Source organism: Limihaloglobus sulfuriphilus (genome assembly GCF_001999965.1).
GTDB lineage: Bacteria > Planctomycetota > Phycisphaerae > Sedimentisphaerales > Sedimentisphaeraceae > Limihaloglobus > Limihaloglobus sulfuriphilus.
In genome coordinates, this window is sequence record NZ_CP019646.1 from 2,888,274 (window position 1) to 2,913,958 (window position 25,685).

20 protein-coding genes are annotated in these 25,685 nt (G+C 49.7%); 16 read left to right on the forward strand and 4 right to left on the reverse strand.

The window, feature by feature from the left end:
- Positions 1 to 15 precede the first annotated feature (15 nt).
- The 6 genes from SMSP2_RS11095 (at position 16) to SMSP2_RS11120 (ending at position 7,390) form a co-directional block, all read left to right on the forward strand.
- Positions 16 to 1,542, forward strand: coding sequence for an Rne/Rng family ribonuclease (locus tag SMSP2_RS11095; RefSeq protein WP_146684067.1), 1,527 nt, complete (start codon positions 16 to 18; stop codon positions 1,540 to 1,542).
- Between the two features lie 31 nt (positions 1,543 to 1,573).
- A complete protein-coding gene (locus SMSP2_RS11100) occupies positions 1,574 to 2,563 on the forward strand; it encodes a KpsF/GutQ family sugar-phosphate isomerase (RefSeq protein ID WP_146684069.1) in 990 nt (329 codons plus the stop codon).
- Positions 2,564 to 2,625: 62 nt separating this feature from the next.
- Complete coding sequence (locus SMSP2_RS11105) at positions 2,626 to 3,150, forward strand: KdsC family phosphatase (protein ID WP_222566336.1); 525 nt, start codon at positions 2,626 to 2,628, stop codon at positions 3,148 to 3,150.
- Entirely contained in the window at positions 3,150 to 5,831 is a 2,682-nt protein-coding gene (locus tag SMSP2_RS11110; RefSeq protein ID WP_146684071.1) for an LptA/OstA family protein, read from the forward strand. Before SMSP2_RS11105 ends, SMSP2_RS11110 begins: the two co-directional genes overlap by 1 nt.
- Before the next feature lie 2 nt (positions 5,832 to 5,833).
- Positions 5,834 to 6,352 carry a bifunctional pyr operon transcriptional regulator/uracil phosphoribosyltransferase PyrR gene (gene pyrR, locus SMSP2_RS11115; RefSeq protein WP_146684073.1) on the forward strand — a complete coding sequence of 173 codons (519 nt, stop codon included), beginning with the start codon at positions 5,834 to 5,836 and terminating at the stop codon, positions 6,350 to 6,352.
- A 78-nt stretch (positions 6,353 to 6,430) separates the two neighbouring features.
- Positions 6,431 to 7,390, forward strand: coding sequence for an aspartate carbamoyltransferase catalytic subunit (locus SMSP2_RS11120; RefSeq protein WP_146684075.1), 960 nt, complete (start codon positions 6,431 to 6,433; stop codon positions 7,388 to 7,390).
- Between the two features lie 288 nt (positions 7,391 to 7,678).
- On the opposite strand, the gene SMSP2_RS11125 is transcribed toward SMSP2_RS11120, so the two are convergent.
- Complete coding sequence (locus tag SMSP2_RS11125) at positions 7,679 to 9,382, reverse strand: DNA repair helicase XPB (protein WP_146684078.1); 1,704 nt, start codon at positions 9,380 to 9,382, stop codon at positions 7,679 to 7,681.
- On the reverse strand, positions 9,379 to 11,166 hold the full coding sequence (locus tag SMSP2_RS11130) for a hypothetical protein (RefSeq protein ID WP_146684080.1): 1,788 nt from the start codon (positions 11,164 to 11,166) through the stop codon (positions 9,379 to 9,381). The genes SMSP2_RS11125 and SMSP2_RS11130 overlap by 4 nt, the downstream gene beginning before the upstream one ends.
- A 576-nt stretch (positions 11,167 to 11,742) precedes the next feature.
- On the opposite strand from SMSP2_RS11130, the gene SMSP2_RS11135 reads away from it, so the two are divergent.
- The 7 genes from SMSP2_RS11135 (at position 11,743) to SMSP2_RS11165 (ending at position 18,340) form a co-directional block, all read left to right on the forward strand.
- Positions 11,743 to 12,387, forward strand: a complete 645-nt coding sequence (locus SMSP2_RS11135) for a PEP-CTERM sorting domain-containing protein (protein WP_146684081.1) — start codon at positions 11,743 to 11,745, stop codon at positions 12,385 to 12,387.
- A gap of 215 nt (positions 12,388 to 12,602) precedes the next feature.
- Positions 12,603 to 12,806 carry a putative signal transducing protein gene (locus tag SMSP2_RS11140; protein ID WP_146684082.1) on the forward strand — a complete coding sequence of 68 codons (204 nt, stop codon included), beginning with the start codon at positions 12,603 to 12,605 and terminating at the stop codon, positions 12,804 to 12,806.
- 42 nt (positions 12,807 to 12,848) lie between these two features.
- On the forward strand, positions 12,849 to 13,625 hold the full coding sequence (surE, locus tag SMSP2_RS11145; protein WP_146684083.1) for a 5'/3'-nucleotidase SurE: 777 nt from the start codon (positions 12,849 to 12,851) through the stop codon (positions 13,623 to 13,625).
- A gap of 8 nt (positions 13,626 to 13,633) precedes the next feature.
- Positions 13,634 to 13,936 (forward strand): ACT domain-containing protein, encoded by a 303-nt coding sequence (locus SMSP2_RS11150; protein ID WP_146684085.1) that lies wholly within the window; start codon positions 13,634 to 13,636, stop codon positions 13,934 to 13,936.
- Positions 13,937 to 14,077: 141 nt separating this feature from the next.
- Positions 14,078 to 15,439: a PFL family protein gene (locus SMSP2_RS11155; RefSeq protein ID WP_146684906.1), complete on the forward strand. Its 1,362-nt coding sequence runs from the start codon at positions 14,078 to 14,080 to the stop codon at positions 15,437 to 15,439.
- 58 nt (positions 15,440 to 15,497) lie between these two features.
- Entirely contained in the window at positions 15,498 to 16,919 is a 1,422-nt protein-coding gene (locus SMSP2_RS11160; RefSeq protein ID WP_222566337.1) for a M16 family metallopeptidase, read from the forward strand.
- A 59-nt stretch (positions 16,920 to 16,978) separates the two neighbouring features.
- On the forward strand, positions 16,979 to 18,340 hold the full coding sequence (locus SMSP2_RS11165; protein WP_186804699.1) for a M16 family metallopeptidase: 1,362 nt from the start codon (positions 16,979 to 16,981) through the stop codon (positions 18,338 to 18,340).
- A gap of 1 nt (position 18,341) precedes the next feature.
- Here the strand turns inward: SMSP2_RS11165 and SMSP2_RS11170 are convergent, their stop codons facing one another.
- On the reverse strand, positions 18,342 to 20,057 hold the full coding sequence (locus SMSP2_RS11170; RefSeq protein WP_222566338.1) for an FAD-dependent oxidoreductase: 1,716 nt from the start codon (positions 20,055 to 20,057) through the stop codon (positions 18,342 to 18,344).
- A 121-nt stretch (positions 20,058 to 20,178) separates the two neighbouring features.
- Positions 20,179 to 20,922, reverse strand: coding sequence for a tRNA (adenosine(37)-N6)-threonylcarbamoyltransferase complex dimerization subunit type 1 TsaB (gene tsaB / locus SMSP2_RS11175; protein ID WP_146684091.1), 744 nt, complete (start codon positions 20,920 to 20,922; stop codon positions 20,179 to 20,181).
- Positions 20,923 to 21,276: 354 nt separating this feature from the next.
- On the opposite strand from tsaB, the gene SMSP2_RS11180 reads away from it, so the two are divergent.
- From SMSP2_RS11180 to SMSP2_RS11190, 3 genes are all read left to right on the forward strand, one after another.
- Entirely contained in the window at positions 21,277 to 22,287 is a 1,011-nt protein-coding gene (locus SMSP2_RS11180) for a TlpA disulfide reductase family protein (protein ID WP_146684093.1), read from the forward strand.
- Between the two features lie 155 nt (positions 22,288 to 22,442).
- Entirely contained in the window at positions 22,443 to 22,730 is a 288-nt protein-coding gene (locus SMSP2_RS11185) for an ArsR/SmtB family transcription factor (protein ID WP_146684095.1), read from the forward strand.
- Positions 22,731 to 22,793: 63 nt separating this feature from the next.
- Positions 22,794 to 25,667 carry an efflux RND transporter permease subunit gene (locus tag SMSP2_RS11190; RefSeq protein ID WP_146684097.1) on the forward strand — a complete coding sequence of 958 codons (2,874 nt, stop codon included), beginning with the start codon at positions 22,794 to 22,796 and terminating at the stop codon, positions 25,665 to 25,667.
- Positions 25,668 to 25,685: the final 18 nt, after the last annotated feature.

Consider the following 25,685-nt stretch of genomic DNA (forward strand, 5'->3'; position numbering starts at 1 on the left):
AAGGATAAATATACAATGTCAAGAGATGTACTCGTCAATGTATCGCAGCCGGAAGAATGCCGGGTTGCGGTCGTAGAAGACGGAATATTAGATGAACTATATATCGAACGAACAAACCTGCAAAGCTGCGTAAACAATGTTTACAAAGGCAAAATAACCGGAATAGAACCGAGCATACAGGCGGCTTTTGTTGAATTTGGCGGCCCCAAAGCCGGTTTTCTCCACATCAGCGATGTTCACCCGAAATATTTCACAAAGGATTACCCCGTAGAAAAGGTCGGCCAGAGACTTTCAATGAGAAAGCGGCCGCCCATTCAGAAATGCCTCAAACGAGGCCAGGAAATAATGATTCAGGTAACGCGGGACGGCATCGAGAAGAAAGGCCCTACCGTTACCACGTACATATCAATGCCCGGAAGGTATCTGGTGCTTATGCCCTGGCTGCACGGCGTGGGAATTTCACAAAAGGTCGAAGAAAACGAGGACCGAAAACGGCTCAGAGAAATATTTGATGACGAAGATCAGTACAGAAACTGCGGCCTGATTGTCCGGACTGCCGCAAAAGACGCTTCAAAACGCGCGCTCCAGAGCGATTTGCGATATGTCATGCGTCTGTGGGGTTCGATACAGAAAAAGTTTAAGCGGAGCAAAGCTCCCACAGAAATATATCAGGATTCAAATCTGGCTATACGCACACTGCGGGATATCTTTAACACAAAGCTGACGAAAATTGTCTGCGACTCTGAAGAAATGGGCAGAAAACTCATGGAATTTGTCGCTATCAGCCAGCCAAGAATGAAGAAGATTGTCAGCATTTATAATGACAAGGTACCCCTATTCCACCATTACAATATCGAAGACCAGATAAAAACAATACACTCCAACAGGGTTGAGCTGCCAAGCGGCGCCTCGATTGTTATCGATCAGACAGAGGCCCTCGTCGCAATTGATGTAAACACCGGCAAAGGCTCGCGGCACAATGATGCCGAGACAAACATATACAAGACAAACCTCGAAGCTGCCGTCGAGATTGCCAGACAGCTGCGGCTCCGCGACCTTGGAGGACTGATAATATGCGACTTTATCGATATGGCGGTAAGCAAACACCGCCGCGAAGTCGAAAAGGTTTTCAGGGCGGCGATGAAAAACGATCATGCCAAACTGAGAATCCTCAAAATGAGCGCGTTCGGGCTTATCGAGATTACCCGTCAGCGGATGCGGTCTTCAATAGGACGCTCAACCTATTACAAATGCCCATACTGCAAAGGAACCGGAAACATAAAGAACGATGACATGCTCGGACTCGAGCTGATCCGGCTGCTTCAGCTTGCGGGAGCGAAAAAAGAAACATACAGAATCGAAATGCTTGTCTCGCCCGGTGTCGCGGACTTTCTCCAAAACTTTAAACGTACAGACATTTCACGCATTGAGCAGCTATGCGATAAGAGGATTATCGTACGAAGCGATGAGAACATTGTGGGAGAAAACTATATAATCAACTGTTACGACAACCGTGACAGACACTTGAACATGGATTTTTGACAACCTGAGGGACAAGGGAATACTGACAATTATGGATAAGCCGCATTTTGACATAGAATACGCAAGAAATGTTATAGAAATCGAGGCCCGCGGCGTAGAGAGCCTTCTGGGTTTGATCGGTTCAGAAGATTTTTCACACGCGCTTGAATTAACATATTCCTGCCGCGGAGCGGTTATAGTCACCGGAATCGGAAAAGCCGGCATAGTCGGCCGGAAGATATCCGCTACTATGGCATCTGTCGGCACGCCCAGCCATTTTCTACACCCTGTCGAGGCCGTGCACGGCGACCTGGGGCGGGTTCGCCCGGGTGATGTGGTGCTGGCGCTTAGCTTCGGCGGCGAAACGGACGAGATGATTCGTCTGATGAATCTGGTAAAACAGCAGGGGATAAAAATGATAGCCGTCACAGGCAACGATGATTCGAGGCTTGCCAAGCACTGCGACGTAACTCTGTGCATCGGCAAACTCGCCGAGGCGTGCCCGCTTGGTGTTGCCCCTACCGTATCGACGACCGCAATGCTCGCTCTGGGCGATGCGCTGGCGCTGACAGTGATGAAAGCGCGTGAGTTTACTGCCGAAGATTACGCCCGTTACCATCCCGGCGGCTCTCTCGGGGCAAAACTCATAACCGTCGGGCAGTCAATGGATTTCAAACGAGATGACGAGCTGCCGGTAGTGCCGATGACAGAGACGCTCAAAGAAATGCTCAAAGAAACAAAAGGGCTCAAACGCCGCGGCGCAGTTATGGCGGTAGATGGCGACGGAAAACTCGCCGGAATACTCACCGACGCCGACTTCCGAAGAGCGGTATCGCAGCACGCTGAGGCGGCACTGGAGATGAAAGTCGCCCAGGCAATGACACCGGACTGCAAATACGTTACCGAAGAAACTCTCGCGGCAGAGGCGATGGCGATTTTCCATAAATACCGTATCGACGATTTGCCGGTTGTTGACGGCGACAAAAAACCCGTAGGAATGATTGACGTTCAGGATATTGTTTCTATAAAGGTTGTTGGTTAAATAATTTGAAGCAGAACAACCCAAAGGCACCCAACCCTTTAAAAGCTGCAAAGGAACTGAATTTGAAAGTAGATGCTGAAAAAGCGAAAAATATAAAAATGCTGATTCTCGATGTTGACGGCGTTCTTACCGACGGCGGAATCATTCTGGCCGAAGACGGAACCGAAATGAAACTTTTTAACTCTCAAGACGGACACGGCATAAAGCTCTGGCAGCGTGCGGGGCTTGAGACGGCGATAATCAGCGGACGAGTAACAAATGTTACCGCTAAACGCGCCGAGCAGCTTGATATTAAATATGTCATGCAGGGATGCAAAAAGAAACTCCCCGCTTATGAATCACTGCTGGAAAAAGTAGGGCTCACTGCGGCCCAGACAGCCTATATCGGCGATGACACGATTGATATTCCGCTCGTTCGCAGGGCCGGTTTTGGTGCCGCGGTGGAAAACGCCGTTGACGAGCTGAAGCATTACGCAGATTATACCACAAAACGCAAAGGCGGAAGCGGCGCAGTTCGCGAAGTTATAGAGCTGCTCCTCAAAGCCTCCGGAAGATGGGATTCACTTATGGAGCGGTACCTGATATAATGGCCGGCACAAGAAAAATCGCTGTTTTTTCAATCACTCTTGTTATCGCCGCCGCGGTATTCATAGTGTATCTGTTGTTTTTCGGCGGTGCCGAAGGCATCAAAATTGATCAACCCCAGACAGACCAGCTCAAAGAAAACAATATCGATGAGCTTTTTGAGACCGAAGGCGTAGATCGCGAGGGTGAAGTTAAAATCGGCCAGACCGACATCTCCGAATACAAGATGTTTGACGAAAGCGGAAACCTGACCAGGCGTTTCGGTTTCTCCGGCATAACCCAGAAAAAAGACGGCGAATGGCTCGTAGAAAAACCATTTATCGAGGTCTATGAAAAGGATTTTGTCCTGATGCTGGGCTCAATGAAAGGACGTGTAATCGTGGACATTGTCGGCGGCCACGTCTTTCCCAGCGACGCAAGTCTGTATGACGGCGTGGAAATCGTATTTGAGCCGCGGGGAGAAGATAAATCCCGCCGCTGCGTCATAGAGATGGATGATATACGGTATTATTCCGACAGCTCAGAATTCCGAACCGACGGCAAGGTCAGCGTAACTTCCGCGCAGGCTTCAATCAAAGGACGCGGCATGACGCTGATCTATAACGACCTGAAAAAACGAATCCGCCTGCTCAGAATTGACAAACTGTCAGAGGCAGTTTTGCAGTATGCCCGGCAGGACATTTCCTCCGGCGCAGACAACAGCGAGAAAGAAGACTCCGCGGCTAAATCCGGCAAAGATGCCGCGGCAGAGCTGTACCAGTGCTCTATATACAATGATGTTACAATCAAAGACGGCACAAACTCCATTTCGGCCAGGCAGATACTGGTAACAAACCTGCATTTTTTTGAGACTGGAGATTCGTCCGCGGAAGATTCCGATGAACAGAGCTCAGAGCAGCAAACCCCGCCGCAGGATACAACCAAAATTGTTATCACCGCTAACGGAGGCCTCGAGCTCAAACCTATAGAAACGCAACAGCCCGCACCGGCAGAGCTTACAAGACAGATAAAATTCGAGGGCGAGCCGGTTGTTGTATATCAGCAGGAAAGCCCCATAGTGCAAAGCGGTGCGATCACATACGATATTGACAGGGAGACCCTGCTGATTGACCCGTCAACGGTGAACGAACAGGTAAAATTCAGCTTCTCAGACGAGAACACTAAGAGCCTTCTCAGCTCGCGCGGTCAGATTTTCTGGGACAGGGCCGGCTCACTTGCCCGGATTGAGGGCCCTGGAACGGTGCGGGCAGTAAGAACCGCCGCACAGGACGATTACGAGCTGAAGTTTAAAGATTCAATCAGCGTCTATTTCGACCCAGATTACAAGCCCAGGGAATCGGACAGGCCGGTTTTAAAGCGTATCGAGATTCATAACGGATTTGAGCTGGCCTTCGGAGATGACCTGAACGACAGCGTAAAGGCTGACAAGGCAAGTGTTTATTTTGACGATGGACTTATATCAAGTATCGACATATCAGACAATGTCCGGCTCTCTTATCTCTCGGGTAAACTTGAAACGAAACAGGCGAGAGTGGATTTCAAACGTGACTTTACCGGCACCACAGTACCGGTAAACGTGCAGGCTACCGGTCTGACAACGATGAGTTTTGTTGACAAAGACGCCTCGACGCCGGTGGTTATGACTGCCCCGGAAGTAAACTATGATCCGGCAGAGCAGATCGCTATCGCAAAAGGCCCTGTAAAACTGCTGTATTACCCCGGAGCAGAGTTTGCCCAGAGCGGTTTTACACAGCCGGCACAGATTACTGCCCGTGACAGGCTGGAATTTCACCGCCTGGACAACACCGCTGTCTTAGTCGGCGAGGTTCACGCCTCCGGCACACGCGAGACCGACCAATACAATGAATCATACTCATTCAAGGGCGATAAGCTCTCAATCCAGTTCAGCCGCCGCCCGGCAGCAATGACAGAAAGCGATGACAGCGGCAAACCGGATCAATCAGAAAAAACTCCGGCAACCGGCAGCGGGCGTGAAGTGGTCAAAAAACTCGAGCTGACCGGAAACAGAGTTTACTTCAACACACAGCGTAAATACAGCACCGGCAGAGAGGTAAAACTGCGTCTCGAAAGCGCCTCGATGGATTATGACGGCATAAAAGACGTCATTACCGCCTCCGGCCGCGGACAGATACAGCTAAGCAATCTCGGCGGTGATTCTTCCTCAGCGGCCCCCCTGCCCGGCGGCAGCCTCTCTCTGGGCAGACCGTGCTATGCCCTAATAGAGAGATTCAACCAGCTCAGGTGGGATATCGGCAGGGGCAGGATTGACGCACACACAGACCAGGAGCTGATACACATGGCATACGTGCCGCTGGACAATGAGGGAAAACCCATGCCGGCAAACCACATAGACGCCGGCAGAGTCAGTGTCTCAATCGAACAGGCCCCCGAGACCGGTCCGGTTATAAAAAATTTCACCGCCGACAACTCCGTCATCTACAAAGAAGACGGCGGGCATCAGTTCTTCGGCGAGAGCATTTTTTACGATGAAAATGACAGGCTGCTAAAGGTTGCAGGCTCAGAAAATAATCCCTGTATATTTGACAACAATTTTGTAGATGGTATTGTTTACAATATTGATACCGGTGATTATAAATTCAGGGTAGTTGAATCAGGCGGTTTTTCCGGTACGGGCATAACACCCGGCAGGCAAGGAAATTAAACATGACACAGTTACTTGACAAAAAACAGATAGACCAGGCCATCAGCCGGCTTGCTGATATGATAATCGAAAGCAGCGGCGATGAAGTTGTCATTCTGGGCATAAGAGACCGGGGCGAAATACTAAGTGAGCGGCTCTCAAAGATAATCACTTCCAGGGCCGGCAAAACCGCTCTCAGCGGAGCACTTGATATAACTCTATACAGAGACGACATTACCGAGCCTTCCGGGGCAATGCGGGCGGTTCAGCCCTCGTACATACCGTGCCCGCTCAACGACAAAGAAATAATACTGGCAGACGATGTTCTGCATACGGGGCGTTCTTGCAGAGCGGCACTCGACGCGATAGTGGCATACGGGCGGCCCAGACTGATCAAGCTGGCGGTGCTCATAGACCGCGGCGGACGCGAATACCCGATCCAGGCAGATTATACCGGTGTCAAATTAGAGGTACGCGATGATCAGAAAGTCAGGGTTACACTCGAAGAATACGGAGACATCGACCAGGCGGTTTTAGAATAGTTTCAATGGGGGCAAAACGAATAAACAAACCTTACGGCAAGAGTGAGTTAGTTACGGGATTTTATGAGGAAAAATCATATGGAGTCTGAATCAAAAAGCGATTTTGTCTGGACAAGAAAGCACCTTATCGGCCTCAAGGACCTCAGCCGCAGGGAGCTTGAACATATCTTCAGCACGGCGGACGCGTTTCGGCCGGTCGGCGGCAACAGAGTAATGAAATTCCCTACGCTGCGGGGCAGACTCGTTGTAAACATGTTCTTCGAGGACAGCACACGCACAAGAAACAGCTTTGCCCTGGCGGCAAAACGCTTAAGTGCTGATACACTTGACTTTACAAAAAAAGCCAGTGCGGTGAGCAAGGGCGAGACACTTGTCGATACCGCGAGAAATATTGTCTCGATGGGCGTTGATATGATCGTGATTCGCCACAACGCCGGCGGGGCTCCGCTGCTGCTTTCCAGAGCGGTGGACGTGCCGATAATAAACGCAGGCGACGGTTTCAACGAGCATCCCACACAGGCACTGCTCGATACATACACAATCCGCGCCCACCGCGGCAGCCTCGACGGGCTAAAGATCGCCATTGTCGGAGATATAGCACACTCAAGAGTTGCCCGCAGCGACATTTACGCCATGACAAAGCTCGGCGCGGAGGTTACGCTTGTCGGCCCGCCGACACTGATGCCGCCAAAAGTATCACAGCTGCCGGTAAAGGTCAGCACAAGCCTTGATGATGTCATAGAAGAGGTGGACGTTATAAACATGCTGAGGATACAGTTTGAACGCATGGGCAGCAACCCATTCCCCTCGGTGCGTGAGTATTCGAGGTTTTTCGCACTGACCGTTGACCGGCTGAAAAGAGCAAAACCCGATATACTCGTTATGCACCCGGGCCCGCTCAACCGAGGCGTAGAGATTGAGTCCGAAGTCGCCGACAGCCCAAACAGTGTCATACTCGAGCAGGTCGCACACGGCATCACAACAAGAATGGCAGTCATGCTCCTGGTAAGCCAGGCCGCGGCAATGGAGAAAAATTAGATACTCTTTTGAAAATAATTAAGAGTGAGCAGCCAGGAATTAGGGGTTTACTGAATAATCTATAACTTTTTCATTCGCAGGTAGGTATTTTATGTCTGTACTGCTATGCTCGAACAAAGATGCCGGACACCCTTGTTTCATCTTTTCAGAGCCGCAACAGTAATGGAGCGGTTACGCAAAAACACTGTATAACAACAAAACACCAGAATAACCTCCGGCACATATTCAAGAGGCGATTAAAAGGATAAGTTCAATGTTAAATATTTATAATTTTTTGTATTAGTGTTTTTACTGTAAAAAAGAGTTTGGGTCTTCCCTGTCGGTATCGCGAATTGAATAAGTATAACCCTGTTCGCATAAAAATAACTGCCTTTTAAGAGCAAAGTCCTGTTCTATGGTATCGGCGCTTACTAAAGTGAAAAAATGAGCACGGTTAAGCCCCTGTTTGGGTCTTAAGATTCTGCCGAGTCTTTGGGCTTCTTCCTGTCTTGAGCCGAAAGTCCCAGATATTTGTATAGCCACTGACGCATCAGGTAAATCCACCGCGAAATTAGCAATCTTTGAAACTGCAAGGATATGAATCTTGCCCTCTTTAAAATCTGCGAATAGCTTATCACGTTTGTCCTGACTGGTACTGCCTGTCAAAACAGGAATGTCTAAGTTTTTTGCAATAGACTTGATCTGGTCAAGATACATTGCGATTATCAGGATTTTTTCTTGCTTATATCGCGATATGATATTTTTTACTATTTGCTCTTTAAGCGGATTTTCGGAAGCTATACGGAATTTTCTTTTAGAGTCAGCAACTGCGTAAGGCATGCGAATATCCTGTGGTAGAGGTATCCGTATCTCGGTACAGTCGGCTTTGGCTATCCAGCCCTGCTTCTCAAGAGTTTTCCAGGGGGCATCAGCTTTCTTAGGCCCTATTAATGCGAAGACATCATTTTCGCGGCCATCTTCACGAACTAATGTTGCGGTAAGACCCAACCTGCGACGAGCCTGCAGAAATGCCGTAAACTGAAAAACAGGTGCCGGTAAAAGATGAACTTCATCATAAATAATAAGCCCCCAATTACGCTGGTCAAAAAGTGACATATGCTCAAAATTACTGTCTTTTGTTTTGCGGTATGTCATAATCTGGTACGTTGCCAGAGTAATAGGTCGTATCTGTTTCATCTTACCGCTATATTCACCGATTTGTTCTTCGGTAAGGGTGGTTTTGTCAAGCAGTTCGTTTTTCCACTGCCGTACAGCAGTAACACTGGTTGTAAGAATCAGTGTTGATGATTGCAATCTGGCCATACAAGCTATGCCGACAATGGTCTTGCCGGCACCACATGGCAATACTATAACACCTGAACCGCCACTATTGGAACCGTTGGCATGGAAAGCTCTTACCGAATCATTTTGGTAACTTCGCAGTAGAAAAGCTTCACCGGCAACCGTAGTGTTGCGAAATTCCATACATAGTTCTTCCCCTTTGGTATAACCAGCTAAATCTTCTGCTGGGAAACCGATCTTAACCAACGCCTGCTTCAGCTTACCACGGGATATAGACTCAATTCGAAAAGTCAATGGAGATAATCGCTCAGCAAGAAGTGGTAACACAAGATTATTGTGGGATATCTCCTCAGCCAGCGGCTCTGCGTTAGCTGACAAGATCAGTGTCTCTGAGTCTCTGCGCATAAGTTTGAGTCTGCCATAGCGGGATGCAAAATCCTGGATCTTGACTAATACATGTTCAGGAATCGGATATTTGGAAAATTTATGCAGTGAACCTATAATCTGGTCTGTTTTTACGCCGGCTGCGCAAGCGTTCCAGATTGAAAGCGGTGTTATACGATAAGTATGAATATGCTCAGGAGATTTGACCAATTCAGCAAATCGCGCAAGCTCATCTCTGGCCTGCGCATACCTTGGGCTCTCCACTTCCGCAAGTACCGTGTGATCACCCTGAACTATTAACGGATTCTCCAGATTTACTTTACTCATTGAGGCAGTACATATCCCATTTTCTTCAGGGCACTGCGAAACGCCCGTTCTTTTTTCTTTGGAACAACCAGCCGGAAACTGCCGGCTGGATAGCAGCACTTGCCCGCATGGCTATCGTGTGCGATAAGTGCAGCGGTAGTTTTATCGTTTACTTCAATCAAGATAGCATCTTGAATACCGCAAAATGCAGATAGTTTCTTTTCTATATCACGGAGAAAAATATGTACAGTTTCTGGAATTTCACCATCGGTCTTATTCTTTAAGAAAAGTTTCAAATTTTCTATCGAACCGCCGGATTCAATATGTTTTAAGATACGGTTTTTATCAAGTTTCCAGACAAACTCACTCTTGGGTTTTGCGAATAACTCGAGCGTACATAAGTCTGCTGCCGGAATTTCACAGTCCTGCACTGATGCAAGTTCGTGATTGCTCAAAACCTTAAACAACTTCCGCTGTTGTATTTTAGGTGCCTCATATTTATCGCAAATTCCAAGGCAATATGCACCCAGAGAATTGAGCTTCACATACAATAGACCATCATATCTCCCGCAAAAGCTTAGGTCATCTACACCCCAGCAATTGCCCATTTCCGGCCATAGGTGGTGCGGCCAGGTGTATGCCACGTCAACCAATCCAAGAGTTGCCAATGACTCAAAAAGAAAAACTCGCAAAAACTGGCGCTCTAATCCTTCACCAATACCATTGTATCCCAGACTGCCATAATTTTTATCGCAAAAATAAAGATTCCACGGGTCACTATGACAGAGATCAAACATCTTACCTGATGCCATTGCAAAACGACACGCATCATTAAAGCCGATCCACTTATTAACAGGCCAATGTTCCATTGAGTTGCAGAAAACCACTTTTCGATCCGAAACACGGGTCATCTCGCGTTTGCCTTTGCCTGTCTGACCTCGGATATTATTGATCCTGTTCATCTCATCAAATGAATCATTCCGCAGGTACCGTAAAAAACCTGTTTTCAGATCACTTGGGGTAATGCCACTAAGCAGTTTTTTACCCGTACGGGTAAAATCTAGTTTATTGCCATTGACCTTACACCATCCGCACTGTTGAAGAATAACACCCCAGGCGTGTGCACGTACCGCCCCTGCTGATTCATCCCATCGGCGAGCAATTTTTTCAGGGATATCCAGCTCAAAGTCAGGCAACACTAATGCTGTTGATATCTGACGCACAGATGAATCTGTAGGACGTTTGCTTTTGGCTGCAACCTTGATCTTTCCTGCCTGAACCATGCTTAACATTTGCCGCAATTCTGTAAAGACCACACTTTCGCCCTCAAAAATGTGGATTGGTCGTTCGGCAGCATCATATTTGTAAGTCTTCTCGATTGTATCAGCCGTTTTTATTGTTACCTTTTCAGGCTTAGGAAGAAGCTGCCTTAGCGATTCAACAATATCAGGCAGAACACAAATATGCCGACCATCCTCACTATTAAAAACAAGCAAGTTGAAAGGTGAGATGTCTTTGGATGGCCATGAATAATTCCGTTGCGGGCAAGGGTATCCGTATTTACCCTTGAAGGTCTTTTTCTGTACTTTGCCCTGACCATACGCAGCCTCTGCCAAAAGTGTCTTTTGCTTATCAGTACACAGGTCAAGTATTTTAGGCAGATCATTTTCAAATAATCTTTGAAACTCATTTATCAGGTCTGCTTTGCGGGTGATATTTCTCGACAAATTTAGTTTTCTTGCAATTAACTTAAGATCCTCGCTTCGCAGCTGTTCAAGAACCGCCTTTGTCTGAATTTTAACCATATTACATCTCTAAAAACTTATCCTATATGCTTAGCTGATTGCCATTTTCCGTTAATTGCGAAGTAAAACTCACAAAATACAAAACGAGAAACAGGGTAGTATAAAATAACGCTTGTACTTGTCAAGCCCACATAAGACAAAATGAAAACTTAGTAAACACTGCCCGTAAATTCTTATCTTTTAACTGTCTAACCTGCTGCCAATAGGGGCTTTGTAGTGCCTACAGAAAAACTCCGGTTCTTTATTTACAAGGACTTACGTCAATTTACCGCCGAAGTCGAGACAACACAGCAAACTTACTCATAGGGCGCGTGATTTCGCGATTTACGACAATTTTTTCCTGTTTATTTAATTTTTCAATTGAAAAAGGGGATGTAACGGTTAAAATACTATGTGTTTGAAAGAAGAAATATAGAAGTTGTGTCATATCCCCCCGGCGGAGGAGCAATCCTTATCCGTCTTCAGATATACACCATACTTCGCCCTGTGTTTATTTATTTGGTTAGTGTAGAAACAGTTGGATACTGTTTGTATAATAGAAGTTATGTTATTGGTTAAAAGTTGAAAGGAAAGAAGATGAAAAAGTTTTTAGCAGCGCTATGCGCAGCAATTATGGTGACCGGCTCGTTTGCCTACACAGTTGATTACGGCTGGGAAACAGGCTCACAGGCATACCTTGGAACCTACGGCAGTATTGATACCGTAAATACAGGTTTCAACACGGACGTAGCCCGCACCGGCACACAATCGTTGAAGATAGTGGAAGATCCCCTAAGCAGCACACCACAGGTTTATGTCGGCTGGGTTACCGGCGTCAGCGAAGGTGATGTAATTACTGCTACCGGCTGGATGTACAGCACAAGTGCAGACGCAGCAGTATCAAACCCCCGCGGCCGTCTGTGGTGCCATTACTCTACTGCTGCTGACATCACCACATACGAGGGCAGCGGTACAAATCCAAACAACGACTATGCCGGCACAGTTGACTGGATGCAGTTTACCCAAAGTACCACTGTTGCTACCGGCAAAGAAGCAGTTGTTATCGAAGCACGTATCTACAGCGACCCTGCTCCAGGCAACGTGATTTACCTCGACGACCTCCAGATAACCGCACCAGAAGGGGCTCTGGTAACACTGGCCAACGGCACAACCGTACCCGAGCCGGCTACAATGGCTGTCATGGCGCTTGGCGGCATTTTCGCTTTCAGGAAAAGACGCTAAGTCATAAAATTTAAACAGATTACAAAAGGCCGTTTCCTTCAGCAGGGTGCGGCCTTTTGTTTTAATTAAGAATTAGGAATTATTGTTTACTTCTTTCCGTTGTCATCGGTCGAGAGCCGCAGGCATTGCGGCTTCTACATTATTGTCAGACACCACATCGCTTCGCAGCCAAATAATAATTTGCATTGAACCGCCTTATCAATTAAAATGCCTGCATGGAACTTTTAGAAATAGCAGAATACAGCAGCGAAATAGAGGCTCGGCTTGCCGTAAATCTCCTTCAGGGCGCGGGCATAGAAGGTAAACTCTTAGACTCTAATTCGGCTAACATGTACGGTACAGGCGCTATTACAATTCGTCTTGCGGTGGACAAAGCTGATGAAGAAAAAGCCCGCAAAGTTCTTGAGAGATTTTCCTGACATGTGTAAGTTTAACAGGGAGTGCACCTTAGCGGTGTTAACATGAATATACTCCTTACAAATGATGACGGCATATCCGCCAACGGCCTCACCATGCTCTGTGAGCGACTCAGCGAGCTGGGCAATGTGTTTGTTGCTGCGCCGAGAGAACACATGTCCGCCGCCGGCCACGGGCTGAGCCTGGGGCCGATAGACGTTGAACAGGTAGAGGTCATCCCCGGCGTTACCGGTTTCAGCATTAACGGCACACCGGCAGACTGCGTCAAGCTGGCGATTCTTGAGCTTGTCGATGAACCGATAGACCTTGTTGTCTCGGGGCTTAACAACGGCACGAATCTGGGCGTGAATATCTGGTACTCCGGCACGGTAGCCGCGGCCAGAGAGGCCTGTTTTTACGGAATACCCGCGGTGGCTCTCAGTACACAAATACATAATCCGGCTAAACTTAAACCCGTCTGCAATCATGCCCTGCACCTGCTCAAAAAGCTCTTGCCCCTTGAAGCGGGGATTTACAACATCAATATACCGCATGAACCGGTGCTGGGCATGAAAGTGCTGCCTCAGAGCACGGTTAATTTTCATGAAGCCTATAAGCGGGTTGAAACGGCAAACGGGCTCTACTACCAGGTTGTTATGAAAAACGAACAGCCCCAGATGCCCCGCAGCGATGTCGAGGCGTTTGAAGAGGGATATATAACTATAACCCCGCTTACTATAAACCAGACCAGCAGCGGCGAGATATCAAAACTCGAAAAACGTATAAACACTGTCAAGATTTACCGGCAGGTTAATGTAACTGCTGAAATAGAAATAGAATAGAGGAACAAATGGCACGAAAAAAGACAAGAACTGCCGGTGAGCAGATATGCATTGTTACCGTAACCGGCCAGGACAAGGTCGGCATAATCGCACGCCTTGCAGTAACTCTGGCCCAGGTCAACGTCAACATAATAGATGTCAACCAGAACGTTATGGAGAGCTATTTTGTGATGACTATGGCATGCGATGTTGCCGGCGCAAGCGCGACGATGAAAGAGATTCACGCACGCCTCGAAGATGTAGCCCGTGAGATGGACCTGCGGATAACGTTCCAGCACGAGAATATCTTTAAAACAATGCACAGGGTTTAGGGAACTAACCGGCATTATTGTAGAGAAAATTCACGAATTTTCTCAATTTAAAATTTTAGATCCCCCTCGCTGCCGCCAGGTTAAACATGTTAATTCCCTGAAAAACTGTTTAGTATAAATAATTAAGGACTTCCAGATATGATGCGAATATCCCTCGAAGAGGTTTTCGAAACCGTCCAGATGACAATGGATCAGCATTTCGATATACGAACGACCACCCTCGGCATAAACCTTAAGGACTGCATGAGCCGCAGCCTCCCAGAGGTCAAAAAAAGCGTTTACCAGCGTGTTGTCCGAATGGGTAAACTGCTCAACACCCACGCCGACGAGCTTGAAGAGAAATACGGAATCCCGATAACCAACCGGCGTATCTCAATCACGCCGGCATCGCTGCTGCTGGAGCCGCTGCCAAAGACAAAAACTTCGGTAGTAGGCCTTGCCAAAGCGCTCGACAAGGCCGCACGTGATGCGGATATCGATTTTATCGGCGGTTTTGGAGCACTGATCCAAAAGGGACTGACAAAATCCGATGACAATCTCATCAAATGGCTGCCCGACGCACTCGAACAGACCGAAAGGGTTTGCAGTTTTCTCAACCTCGGCTCAACGCTTGCCGGCATAAACATGACCGCGGTAGATCGCGTCGGCAGGCTGATAAGAGAAATCGCATCCCGCAGTGAAAACGGCATCGGCTGCGCCAAGTTCGTGGTATTCGCCAACGCACCGGAGGACAACCCCTTCATGGCGGGCGCTCATCACGGTGTCGGCGAACCGGACTACTCGCTAAACGTCGGCATCTCCGGCCCCGGCGTAGTCAGGGCGATAGTGGGCAAGAATCCCGCCTGCGACCTTACACAGCTCTCCGAAGTTATAAAACGAACCGTATTCAAGATTACCCGCGCAGGCGAGCTTGTCGGCAGGGAGATGGCCCAGCTGATGGGCGTTGAGTTTGGTATCGTTGATATATCCCTGGCCTCGACGACTGCCGTGGGCGATTCTGTCGCCGAGATTATAGAGGCAATGGGCGTAAGCAGAATGGGACGGCCCGGCTCAACGGCGGCACTGGCACTGCTGATAGACGCAGTGAAAAAAGGCGGAGCGATGGCCTCGGGCAATGTCGGCGGGCTCAGCGGTACGTTTATCCCCGTCAGCGAGGATATGGGAATGATCAAAGCGGTCAAGACCGGAGCTCTGAACCTGGAAAAACTCGAAGCCCTCACAAGCGTCTGCTCTGTCGGGCTGGACATGTTCGCGATTCCGGGCGATACGCCGGCTGATGTTATCTCGGCGATAATAGCAGACGAACTGGCGATAGGCGTGGCAAACAACAAAACCACCGGCGTACGCGTGATAGTCGCACCCGGCACAAAGGCCGGCGAAGTAATCGATTTTGGAGGCCTGCTTGGAGCGGCACCAGTGATGAAAGTCAGCAAACAGGGCGCTGCCGATTTCATTAACCGCAAAGGAAGAATTCCAGCACCGATAAAGGCACTGAGAAACTGACGCGCAGCGGATGCTTTTTGTCAAGACAACAAAACCTGGCGTATCCCTCTTGAAATATATGAATAACATCATCATCAAATGCTGTATAGTCCTGACAGCGATGAACGGCTTGTTCGGCTGCGCCGCCCGTCAGCGGGAATTTGATATCCCTGCCCGAATTGAACCGCTCAGCGTCGATTTAGAAAGCGGCAGATTCAATATTTCGCAGCACAGCCTCTCCAACGGTCTGCAGGTGCTTATTGCGGAGAAGCCCTCCGCTCCGGTGGTGTCTGTGCAGGTTTGGTACCGCGTAGGAAACGCCGACGAGACTGACGGCATACGCGGCATGGCACACCTGCTGGAACACATGATGTTTCGCGGCTCAAAGAACTACCCCGACCAGCAGCACGCACGGCTTATCAACAGTGTCGGCGGGACATGCAACGCATATACCTCGGACGAGATGACAGTTTACTGGCAGCGGCTCCCGTCGAACAAACTGGAGCAGGCGTTAAAACTCGAAGCCGACCGCATGAAATCGCTGAACCTCGCCGCCGGAACGTTTGAGACGGAACGGGCGGTTGTGCTGGAGGAGTACCGAATGCGGGTTGAGAATGACCCGACAGGCAGGATGGAACAGAGCGTGCGAAAGCTGCTCTTTGCCGGCCACCCGTACGAAACCGGCCCGATCGGCACATACAAGGACGTTTCAGATATCACGCTTGAGCAGTGCCGGGATTTCTATGACAAATACTGCTGTCCAAACAACGCCGTGCTTGTTATCGTCGGCGATGTTGAGACCGCCGAGGCCCTCAGACTGACCCAAAAACACTTTGGCTCTGCCCCCCGCGGCAAAACACCGCCGAGAAATATACCGCAGGTTAATCCTCTGCACGTCCCGCAAGAAAGCCGGAGCACAACAGAGCTGCCCGTGCCCGTTACCGTGCTGGCGGTCTATACAGACGGCCTGCAGAGCAGGGAAAGCCTCGCCGCGGAGATTATATTTAAAAGTCTTGCCGGCGGAAAAAGCGGACGAATGTGGAAGCGGCTTGTTGCGGAAAAAAAAATCGCCGAATACTTCGCCGGCGTAAATATCCAGGGCGGCAATAACGGGATAATGTTTTTCGGAGCGGTATCACTGCCGTTTCTCGAGGATAAATGCAGGCGGGCAATGCTTGATGAGATTGAGCTCGTCAAAAAGGACGGCCTGAGCGAATTTGAGTTTATAAAGGCCCGCAACCAAATGTACGCAGAGATGATCTTCAGCCGCTTAAACGCCAACGAGACGGCGGGCCGAATAGGCGAAAGCGAGCTTCTCCGCGGCGGGTATGAGAAGTTCTATGAGCTTATTACACGTGTCGAATCGCTCACGCAGGAAGACATAAAACACGCCGCGGAAAAGTATTTCACGCCGGAGAATATAAAAACGGTTTATTTCGAACCGGAAAAAGGTATGTTTATCGCCGAGGTGGCGGGTTTCTTTAAATCGATATTTTACTGATGAAAACACTACTGACAAAAAACCAAAACAGGCTTAGTACCCTAATATGGCGGCTATTGATGCTCCTGGCTGTTCCGCTGTGTTTCGGCATGGATAATCATTCCCTGTCGCTGCCCCAATGCAGTCAGTACACGCTGGATAACGGGCTTCGTGTGATGCTTCTTGAGCACCGTGAGCAGCCTGCGGTTTCGTTTCGGATGCTGGTTAATGCCGGCACGCTTGATGAGCCGCAGGGCAAAGAAGGCACAGCCGTTATAACCGCCCGCTCACTCTTGCAGGGCTGTGAAACCATGAATGCCGAGGAAACCGCGGATATGCTCTCCGCCATCGCAGCGAGGTTTAATATCACAGTCCGTGCGCCGTACACCTCGCTCGAGCTTGACGCACTCACTGCCGCCGCGGACACCGGCTTTAACATTCTGGCGGATATTATCCTTACGCCGCGGTTTGCCTCAGAGGGTATTCGCAGGGTAAAGCGCGAGCAGCGGGCGATGCTCGAATATGAAATGCTGGATAACCACACAATAGCCGCCAAACACGCCAGACGGCTCCTCTTCGGCGAAAACCACCCGCTGGGCAGGCCCGCGACCGCGGCAAGCCTTGGCGGCATAAGCGCTTCAGATGCAAAAAGTTATTGGCAGCGATATTACCGCCCGAACAACTGCACGCTGATAATAATCGGCGATTATGACAAAGAGAAGATGATAAGCCTGATAAAGACAAGGTTTGCCGGCCGGCAAAGCGGGAATATTCAACGCCGCCGACACACCCCGCCCGGGCTCACGCACCGCGGCAGGCTGCTGCTGGTTGACAAGCCCGGCATGACACAGGCGGTGATACACATGCTCTCACCTGCCCCCGGCAGCGGCAGCGATGACCGCTGGGCGTTTGCAACGCTGGACTACACGCTGGGCGGCGGCGGGTTTTCATCACGGCTGATGTCAGCCGTCCGCAGTGAAGGCGGCAGAGCGTACGCCGTGTGGAGCAGCTACCAGAATGCACCAGATTTCGGGCTGCTCTCGATAACCACCTCTACACAAAACGAAACCGCCGCGGCGACATACTCACAGATAACCGGCCAGATCGAATCGCTCAGCCGGGACGGCATAACAACCGCCGAACTGAACGCGGCGAAATCTCACAAGATCGGTGAGATACCCCTGCGTCTCGAATCGCCCGCAGACATCGCAAACCTGCTGCTGCGTTATGAGGCGAATTATCCCGGCAGAGGATACGATGAGCTTTCGGGAATACTGGAAAGATACCGGCAACTCACGCGGGAAGAGGTCAACCGTGCCGCCGGCAAATATATCGACCCCGCTCGCTTCGACGTGGTAATACTGTGCGACCTGGACAAAATACGCGGCCAGTTCGAGAGCAGATACGAATTCGAGGAAATCAAATTCACAAAAGGAATATAGATTATTCGTAACCGATCAGCTCTCTAAGCTCGCCGATATGATCCAGATATACGCCCCGCGGCGTTGTATGGTATTTTTTGCACAGGCTCGCGGCATAGCCGACGGCAACGCCCATCTGCCCGGTAGTATGCATAACACGCGGCCCGCCAAGCCCGATATGTGAACAGCTGAAACAGCGTCCCGCCATCATGAGGTTCTTGATATTTCTCGAATACAGAGAGCGGAACGGCAGGTAGTATTTGGGCGGCTTTTTGTAAAGAGCAGTAGAAAGAAAATCATATTTTGAGCCGGTCAGGTGATTCTGATAATGTACGTCAACCGAGCGGGTTTCCTCGGCGACGGTATCGGTAAACTCACGTCCCTCGATCATGTCACTCATCGTATAGATATAATCACCCATCAGACGGCGTGATTCACGTTTACCGAGTATATAACCCACCCAGGCAAGTTCCATGTTGGCGTTTTCGGGCAGTTTCTTGGCATTGGCGAATGAACCGTAAATCGCGCAGAGCATATGGTCTCGTATCGCCTCCGCGTCATCAACCTGGTGCATGTCGTTGCTGGAATATTCCCACTCCCAGCCTCCTTCAAGGGCGGCGTGGTCCCTGGCCGTCTCCATAGCCCAGCTCACCTGCGGAAACTGCGACGGCTTGTCCGCATCGCGTGAATACCACAGCAGAGAAGCACCCATCACTCTGTTATCCGCCGTCTCGGGCGACCACAATTCGCCATGTTTCTGCCAGCCCTCATCAAATTCGTCGCGGCTTTCCCTGCCGTAGCGGTAATCCGCACCTGCCCAGTATCCGATCCACCCGTCACCGGTACAATCTATGAACACCGGAGCATAAAAACGCTGCCTTTTGCCGCTGCCGGTATGTGCCGCGTCCACGCTTTCGATTTTCCCGCCGTTTGTCCTGACGGCATACGCCCGCCACTCAAGGAACAGGCTGATATTGTCTTTGCCCTCGAACGCGGCGTGTCTTTTGCTGTTATCGGCTATCGAATCCGCCGAGCCGTTGGGCCAGTGCTCGGTGTTGATACTGCTGAGGATTTCGTCAGACTTGCCGGTGATCCCCTCCGTATGCACGCGGACTTCATGACTGGCATTGCCGCCGAGAACCGGCCTGTCATGTACCAGGGCTACGCTCAATCCCTGTTTTTCCGCTGCAAGAGCTGCGCCGCAGCCGGCAATCCCCCCGCCGACAACTACGACATCGAAAGTTTGCTCATCCTCGGGTTTGCCGCCGTTGCGGCCGGCGAGACTATCGCGCCAAAGTTTCATCTTGTTCAGCTCGGCGGTAGGGGTAAAGTCTGTATCCTTAGTAAAAAACAGCGCATCGCAGCGGCCGTCAAAACCGCTTAAGTCCTCAAGCTCAATCCGTACAGACGGCCCGGATATCTCCACCGCTCCGCCGTGATGCCACTGCCAGCCGGCCAGCGTGCCAAACGTCGTTTCTGCCGGCCTGGAGTTTATCAGCACCCTGAACCGGCCCGGAGCGTGCCCGCCGCCGGGCTTCCAGTTTGTTGTGCGAACCCACAGGATATATGTTCCCCTTGACGGGAATTCCACCTCTGTCGAGGCGTTTTCGACCGGTCTGCCCAGCCCGTGAGCCAGCAGATAGGGCGAGCCCACAGTATCTACAAACTGCTGATCGAGCTGCCAGCCGCCATAATCCTGAAAACTCTCTGCCTCAACAAGAAGACTGTTACCTCGCATGTAAGACATCCCCAACGTAAAATTACAAATGCATAAAAATAGCAAATACAAACATTTTGGTTTCATTTGGCACCTATGTAAGCTGTTTATATCTCAAGATATCACACCAAAGTGTGTAATCTTACGACTGCTGTTTTTTGAGCCAGTTTTCCTCGGCCTCTGCGAGGCGAAGGTATGAGGGCAGCAGCTCATCGGGATTGTCGAACCCGCCGGCATTTGCCTTTTCGCGGCAGAGCCTGTACACGTTCGAGGCGCTGCCGCACCAGATTGATTCGGGCAGGATTCCCAGCCCGCCGGCCTCAAATTTTTCCCGGTAGTACTTAAGCCCTTCGCCAAGCACCCACATTTTATCGCCCGCGGCGTATTTCTCCAGCAGCTCGGGCGCCCGCATCATCGTATCGTCGAGCGTCTTAACCCACCCGCCGTCTGCCTGCCGCTGGTATATCGCAACGAAAAACTGCCCGCGTTTGGCATCTATAATCGCCGCAACCCGTTGTACATCAAGACCTTCCGCCTTGATATAATCAAATGCGTTTTGTGCGGTTACCGCCAGCGAGCTTACCGAGGCGATCCTGACATTCGCGGCAAGAGCCATCATCTTGGCCATGGCGATACCTATACGCAGACCGGTAAAACTGCCCGGCCCGCTGGTAACATATACATCTTCGATATCCGCCGGCGTGCCGCCGTGTTTTTCAAGCAGAGAGCCGATAACCGGCAGAATCTCCGCCGCGTGCCGCATCATATCAGTAAACGGTTTTTCCTCAAGCACCGCATCACCGACGCCGATCGCCGCCGAGCCTGCGCGGCCCGAGGTATCTACCGCAATATTAAACCTTTGTTTTTCGCTGTTCATGGCTGACATAATATATTAAATCGAACCTGCGGTCAAAGAAAAACCCGGTCAGAGCCGCGACAGTAATGGAGCGGTTATATTATTTCCGTATGCCGTTTATTTAATAAAGAAATAAATGAATGGATAATCTTGAAACTGCAATCTTTTAAGCCATAAAAGATTATATTCGTGAGAATAAAACGAATCTTACTTCTTCACAGCCTCAACCATAACTGCCTCGTAAGTAATTTAAAATGAGAGTTTTATAAAATATATCAAAAAATTTCTTCTGCGGCGATTGACATATTCAAATATTCTAATATATTTATATGCTAATAATTGAATGTTAAAACCGAATTATAACTTTTATTCAGTGAGGTAACAGTGAAAAACAGATTTAAGATTACGATAACAGCTTTGCTTGCGGTACTTTTGGCGGCGGGCGTTTCAACAGCACAGGAACCTGCCCCGGGCGATGCAAAACCTGAAAAGACGGCAGAAAAACAGCAGGAAAAGAAGATTACTTTGAAAAAAGCCGCACCGCTTGAGGGCCTGACATGGGTTAAGGGCGAGCCGGTTAAGCAGTTTGAAAAGGGCAAGGTTTACGTTGTCGAGTTCTGGGCGACCTGGTGCGGGCCGTGCCGCCATTCGATACCGCATCTGACCAAGCTGCAGAAAAAATACCAAGACAAAGGCATAACCATAATAGGAATATCCGACGAAAGTATGGAAACTATAAAACCGTTCATGGAAGAGATGGGCGATGAGATGGACTACACAATCGCATCCGACCCCAAAGGCATTGCCTCTAAGAACTACATGGAGGCATACAACCAGAGCGGCATACCCGCTGCATTTATCGTTGACTCGAACGGCTACGTGGCGTGGTACGGCCACCCGGGCGGCGGCGAGATGGATTACATCCTTGAGCTGGCGGCTGCCGGCGAGTTTGACGGCGAGGAATATGCCGTGAAAAAAGCCGAGGCAGAAGCGCTGAACAGAAAAATCAACAAGCTGTTCAACGAGTATTTCAGCGCGGTCATGGAAGCCAAGCCCTACAAGGAGCACCGCAAGACGCTGGATAAGATAATTGAGACAGAGCACCCGCAGGCACTCAACGAGCTGGCGTGGATTATCCTGACACAGGTTCCCGAGAACAACCGCGATCTGGAAAAGGCACTTGAAATCGCTAAAAAGGTAAACACCTTAACAGAGAACAAAGAACCCGCCGCGATGGATACCTATGCCCTTGCGCTGTTTGAGAACGGAGAAGTAAAAGATGCGGTAAAAACGCAGACTGCCGCCGTTGAGCTTGCGAAAAAGATGAAAGATGCCGACCCGATGATGCTCGAAGAGCTGAAAAAGAACCTCGAAAAATTCAAAGCAGCACAGTAACCTAAAATACATCACTGTAGAGCCGCATTGAATGCGGCTCTCAATACAAATGATAAACAATTTAAAAGACACAAAAACTCTTAGAGACGCAAGCATTGCGTCTCTACCGGGGATTTTTATAAACATTATATTACACCGAACAGGAAACTTAAAAAATGGATTATGACACGGCACAAAATGTAGCGGGAGTTTTAAAGGCACTGGGACATCCGGTTCGGCTGCAAATCGTCGAGCTGCTCGAGCACGGCGAGATGTGCGTCGGCGATGTGGTCGAAAAACTCGGCATCCCCCAGTCCGCCGCAAGTCAGCAGCTGGGTCTGATGAAAGACAAACAGGTGCTGCAATGGCGGAGAGAAGGCGCAAAAGTTTTTTACAGCATCAAAAATCCAAACGTCATAAAACTTCTGCACTGTGTCCACAGCCATAGCGGCAAGAAAAACTGATTTACCGGTCATATAGAAACTTTACACATTTAATACCTCAGCGTAAAGTCATGGAGAAAACAGATGAAAGATCTTAAGGCAACAATAACCCGCTGGTCGGTCGAACACTATAAGCGAATCACTGTAATGATGATACTCTTTACAGTGATAACCGGCGATTTTATTCCTTTGATAAAGGTTGATACCGATCCGGAAAACATGCTCAGTAAAGATGAGCCTGTGCGTGTGTTCCATAATAAGACCAAAGAAAAATTTGATCTCAGCGACATGGTAATCGTCGGCGTGATAAACGAAGAGCACGAGCACGGTGTGTTTAACCCCGAGACGCTGGGGCGTATTTATGAGCTGACAGAGTTTGCCAAAACCCTGCGCTGGCCCGACAAAGAAGAGTCCGGCAAAACCGCCGGAGTTATCGAGGCGGATATGATTGCACCATCAGTGGTTGACCATATCGGACAGGGCGGCCCGGGAACGATAAAGTTTGAATGGCTCATGCCAACACCGCCCCAGAACCAGAAGCAGGCTCTCGAGATACGCGACAAAGCGATGAGCAACCCCATGTTCGAGGGGACGATGGTATCCGAAGACGGCAGGGCAATAATGATATTTCTGCCGCTTACAGATAAACACCTGAGTTACAGGGTTTACAAAGCACTCAACGAGAAGATCGCGTCTATGCCCGGCAGCGAAAACGAAGATTACCACATCACCGGCCTGCCGGTTGCTGAGGATACATTCGGCGTGGAGATGTTCATACAGATGGCGATCTCCGCACCGCTGGCGATGCTGACAATTTTTATTCTCATGCTGCTCTTTTTCCGCAAGCTGGTTCTGATTATCTCGCCGATGATAATCGCAATGGTCTCGGTGATCTCCACGATGGGACTGCTGATAGGCTTTGGCTATCCGGTCCATATAATGAGCTCAATGATTCCGATATTCTTAATGCCGATCGCCGTTGTTGATTCGGTTCACATTCTATCGGAATTCTTCGATGTCTATGATAAGTCAAAGGGACGGCGTAAATCCATAGAGCTGGTTATGGAAGACCTCTTCTCACCGATGCTCTATACCTCGCTGACCTCCGCGGCGGGCTTTCTCTCGCTGGCGCTGACACCGATTCCGCCGGTACAGGTCTTCGGCGTGTTTGTCGCTATCGGTATAATGATCGCCTGGCTGTTCACTATCATGTTTGTGCCGGCGTATATAATGATGATTCCCGAGAAACGTCTTGAGAATTTCGGCATGGCGGCAGTTCACGAAGAAAAACAGACGCCGCTTACGCGCCTGCTCAAGATAGCCGGCAGCGTCACCTGGAAATACGCTAAAGTGGTTACTGTCATTCTGGTAATACTGGTTGTCGCGGCTGTCTGGGGCATTACAAAAATCCAGATCAACGACAATCCGGTCAAGTGGTTTGTAAAGAGCCACCCAATACGTCAGGCGGATATCGCACTCAACGAGCACTTCGGCGGAACTTACATGGCGTACCTGGTACTCTCCGCCGACCAGCAGCAGCAACAGGGCGGAGCGTTCCCCCAATCGCAAATAAAAGCACTCCGCGAAGAAGCTGAAAATATAAAACAAGATTATCCAAAGTCGATTCAGGCGGCCGATGAAATATCCGCCCTGCTTGAATCAAAACAGCTCACAGAGGCAGATGCCGGAAAACGCGCTGAGCTTTTCGCTGACATGGCAGATGAGAAGATAAGCCGTATCCCCGCAGATGATGACGAGCTGTTTTATGCCTGGGATGAGCTGGCAAGTTTTGTCCGGTCAACCGGACTTGAGCAGCAGAAGGCAGAACCGTTTAAGAACCCCGAGACGCTTCGGTACATGCAGAATCTTCAGCAGCATCTCGAATCAGAAGGCCTGATCGGCAAAAGCAGCTCAGTTGCCGATGTCGTAAAAAAGGTTCACCAGGAACTGCTCGACGGCTCGGAAGAAAACTACCGGGTACCGGATGAGCAGGCTATGGTCTCGGAATGTCTTATCCAGTATCAGCAGAGCCACCGCCCCGGCGACCTGTGGCACTTCGTTACTCCGGACTACACCGAGTCTGTAATGTGGTTCCAGCTCACCAGCGGCGACAATAAGGACATGGAACGCGCAGTCGCCGAGGTGGATAAATACTTCAGAGAGAACACCCCGCCGGTAGAGCTGGCTCACAAATGGGCAGGCCTTACATACATCAATATTGTGTGGCAGGAAAAAATGGTTTTCGGTATGCTCCAGTCATTTTTGGGCAGTTTCCTTGTCGTCTTTATAATGATGTCAATGCTCTTCGGCTCGCCTCTGTGGGGGCTGCTGTGCATGGTTCCGCTGACGATCACCATCGCCGCGATCTACGGCATGATCGGGTTCATCGGCAAGGATTATGATATGCCCGTAGCAGTGCTCAGCGCATTGACCCTGGGTATGGCGGTGGATTTTGCGATACACTTCCTCGAACGCAGCCGGGCGGCTTTTCAGAAACATGGAAACTGGAAAGACGCCGCGCCGGAGATGTTCGGCGAGCCGGCAAGGGCAATCAGCAGAAACGTGCTGGTTATTGCTATCGGTTTTCTGCCGCTGCTGGCGGCGCCGCTTGTACCGTACAAAACGGTTGGCATCTTTCTCTGCGCAATTATGGCGGTATCGGGAATCATCACCCTGCTGGCTCTGCCCTCGCTGATAACAATTGCATCGAAGATGTTCTTTAGAGGGCTCGAGCAGAAAAAACCGGCAGGATGCAAGTGCGGGTTCTGCATGGTTATCTCCATATCGGTAACATTGCTGATCGCTCTGAATCTGCACCAGTACTGGCAGATCGGAGCAACGCGGCTTACATGGATCAGCCTGCCCGCGGTGCCGGTTCTAATTATAATTTGTAATTTGATTTCTCGACGGGAATCGTGTAAAATAATAGAAAATGAAAATCAGAACGATGAAAATTAAAAAAACATCGAAAGTGAG

Bases quoted from the DNA above. Each gene is read 5' to 3' on its own strand.
- tsaB (WP_146684091.1), bottom strand. From the start codon at position 20,922: ATGTCAGCCATGAACAGCGAAAAACAAAGGTTTAATATTGCGGTAGAT.
- SMSP2_RS11125 (WP_146684078.1), bottom strand. From the start codon at position 9,382: ATGAGTAAAGTAAATCTGGAGAATCCGTTAATAGTTCAGGGTGATCAC.
- SMSP2_RS11150 (WP_146684085.1), top strand. From the start codon at position 13,634: ATGGCACGAAAAAAGACAAGAACTGCCGGTGAGCAGATATGCATTGTT.
- SMSP2_RS11100 (WP_146684069.1), top strand. From the start codon at position 1,574: ATGGATAAGCCGCATTTTGACATAGAATACGCAAGAAATGTTATAGAA.
- SMSP2_RS11190 (WP_146684097.1), top strand. From the start codon at position 22,794: ATGAAAGATCTTAAGGCAACAATAACCCGCTGGTCGGTCGAACACTAT.
- SMSP2_RS11135 (WP_146684081.1), top strand. From the start codon at position 11,743: ATGAAAAAGTTTTTAGCAGCGCTATGCGCAGCAATTATGGTGACCGGC.
- SMSP2_RS11160 (WP_222566337.1), top strand. From the start codon at position 15,498: ATGAATAACATCATCATCAAATGCTGTATAGTCCTGACAGCGATGAAC.
- SMSP2_RS11185 (WP_146684095.1), top strand. From the start codon at position 22,443: ATGGATTATGACACGGCACAAAATGTAGCGGGAGTTTTAAAGGCACTG.
- SMSP2_RS11155 (WP_146684906.1), top strand. From the start codon at position 14,078: ATGCGAATATCCCTCGAAGAGGTTTTCGAAACCGTCCAGATGACAATG.
- SMSP2_RS11165 (WP_186804699.1), top strand. From the start codon at position 16,979: ATGCTCCTGGCTGTTCCGCTGTGTTTCGGCATGGATAATCATTCCCTG.
- SMSP2_RS11110 (WP_146684071.1), top strand. From the start codon at position 3,150: ATGGCCGGCACAAGAAAAATCGCTGTTTTTTCAATCACTCTTGTTATC.
- pyrR (WP_146684073.1), top strand. From the start codon at position 5,834: ATGACACAGTTACTTGACAAAAAACAGATAGACCAGGCCATCAGCCGG.
- SMSP2_RS11120 (WP_146684075.1), top strand. From the start codon at position 6,431: ATGGAGTCTGAATCAAAAAGCGATTTTGTCTGGACAAGAAAGCACCTT.
- SMSP2_RS11140 (WP_146684082.1), top strand. From the start codon at position 12,603: ATGGAACTTTTAGAAATAGCAGAATACAGCAGCGAAATAGAGGCTCGG.
- SMSP2_RS11170 (WP_222566338.1), bottom strand. From the start codon at position 20,057: ATGCGAGGTAACAGTCTTCTTGTTGAGGCAGAGAGTTTTCAGGATTAT.
- SMSP2_RS11095 (WP_146684067.1), top strand. From the start codon at position 16: ATGTCAAGAGATGTACTCGTCAATGTATCGCAGCCGGAAGAATGCCGG.
- SMSP2_RS11130 (WP_146684080.1), bottom strand. From the start codon at position 11,166: ATGGTTAAAATTCAGACAAAGGCGGTTCTTGAACAGCTGCGAAGCGAG.
- surE (WP_146684083.1), top strand. From the start codon at position 12,849: ATGAATATACTCCTTACAAATGATGACGGCATATCCGCCAACGGCCTC.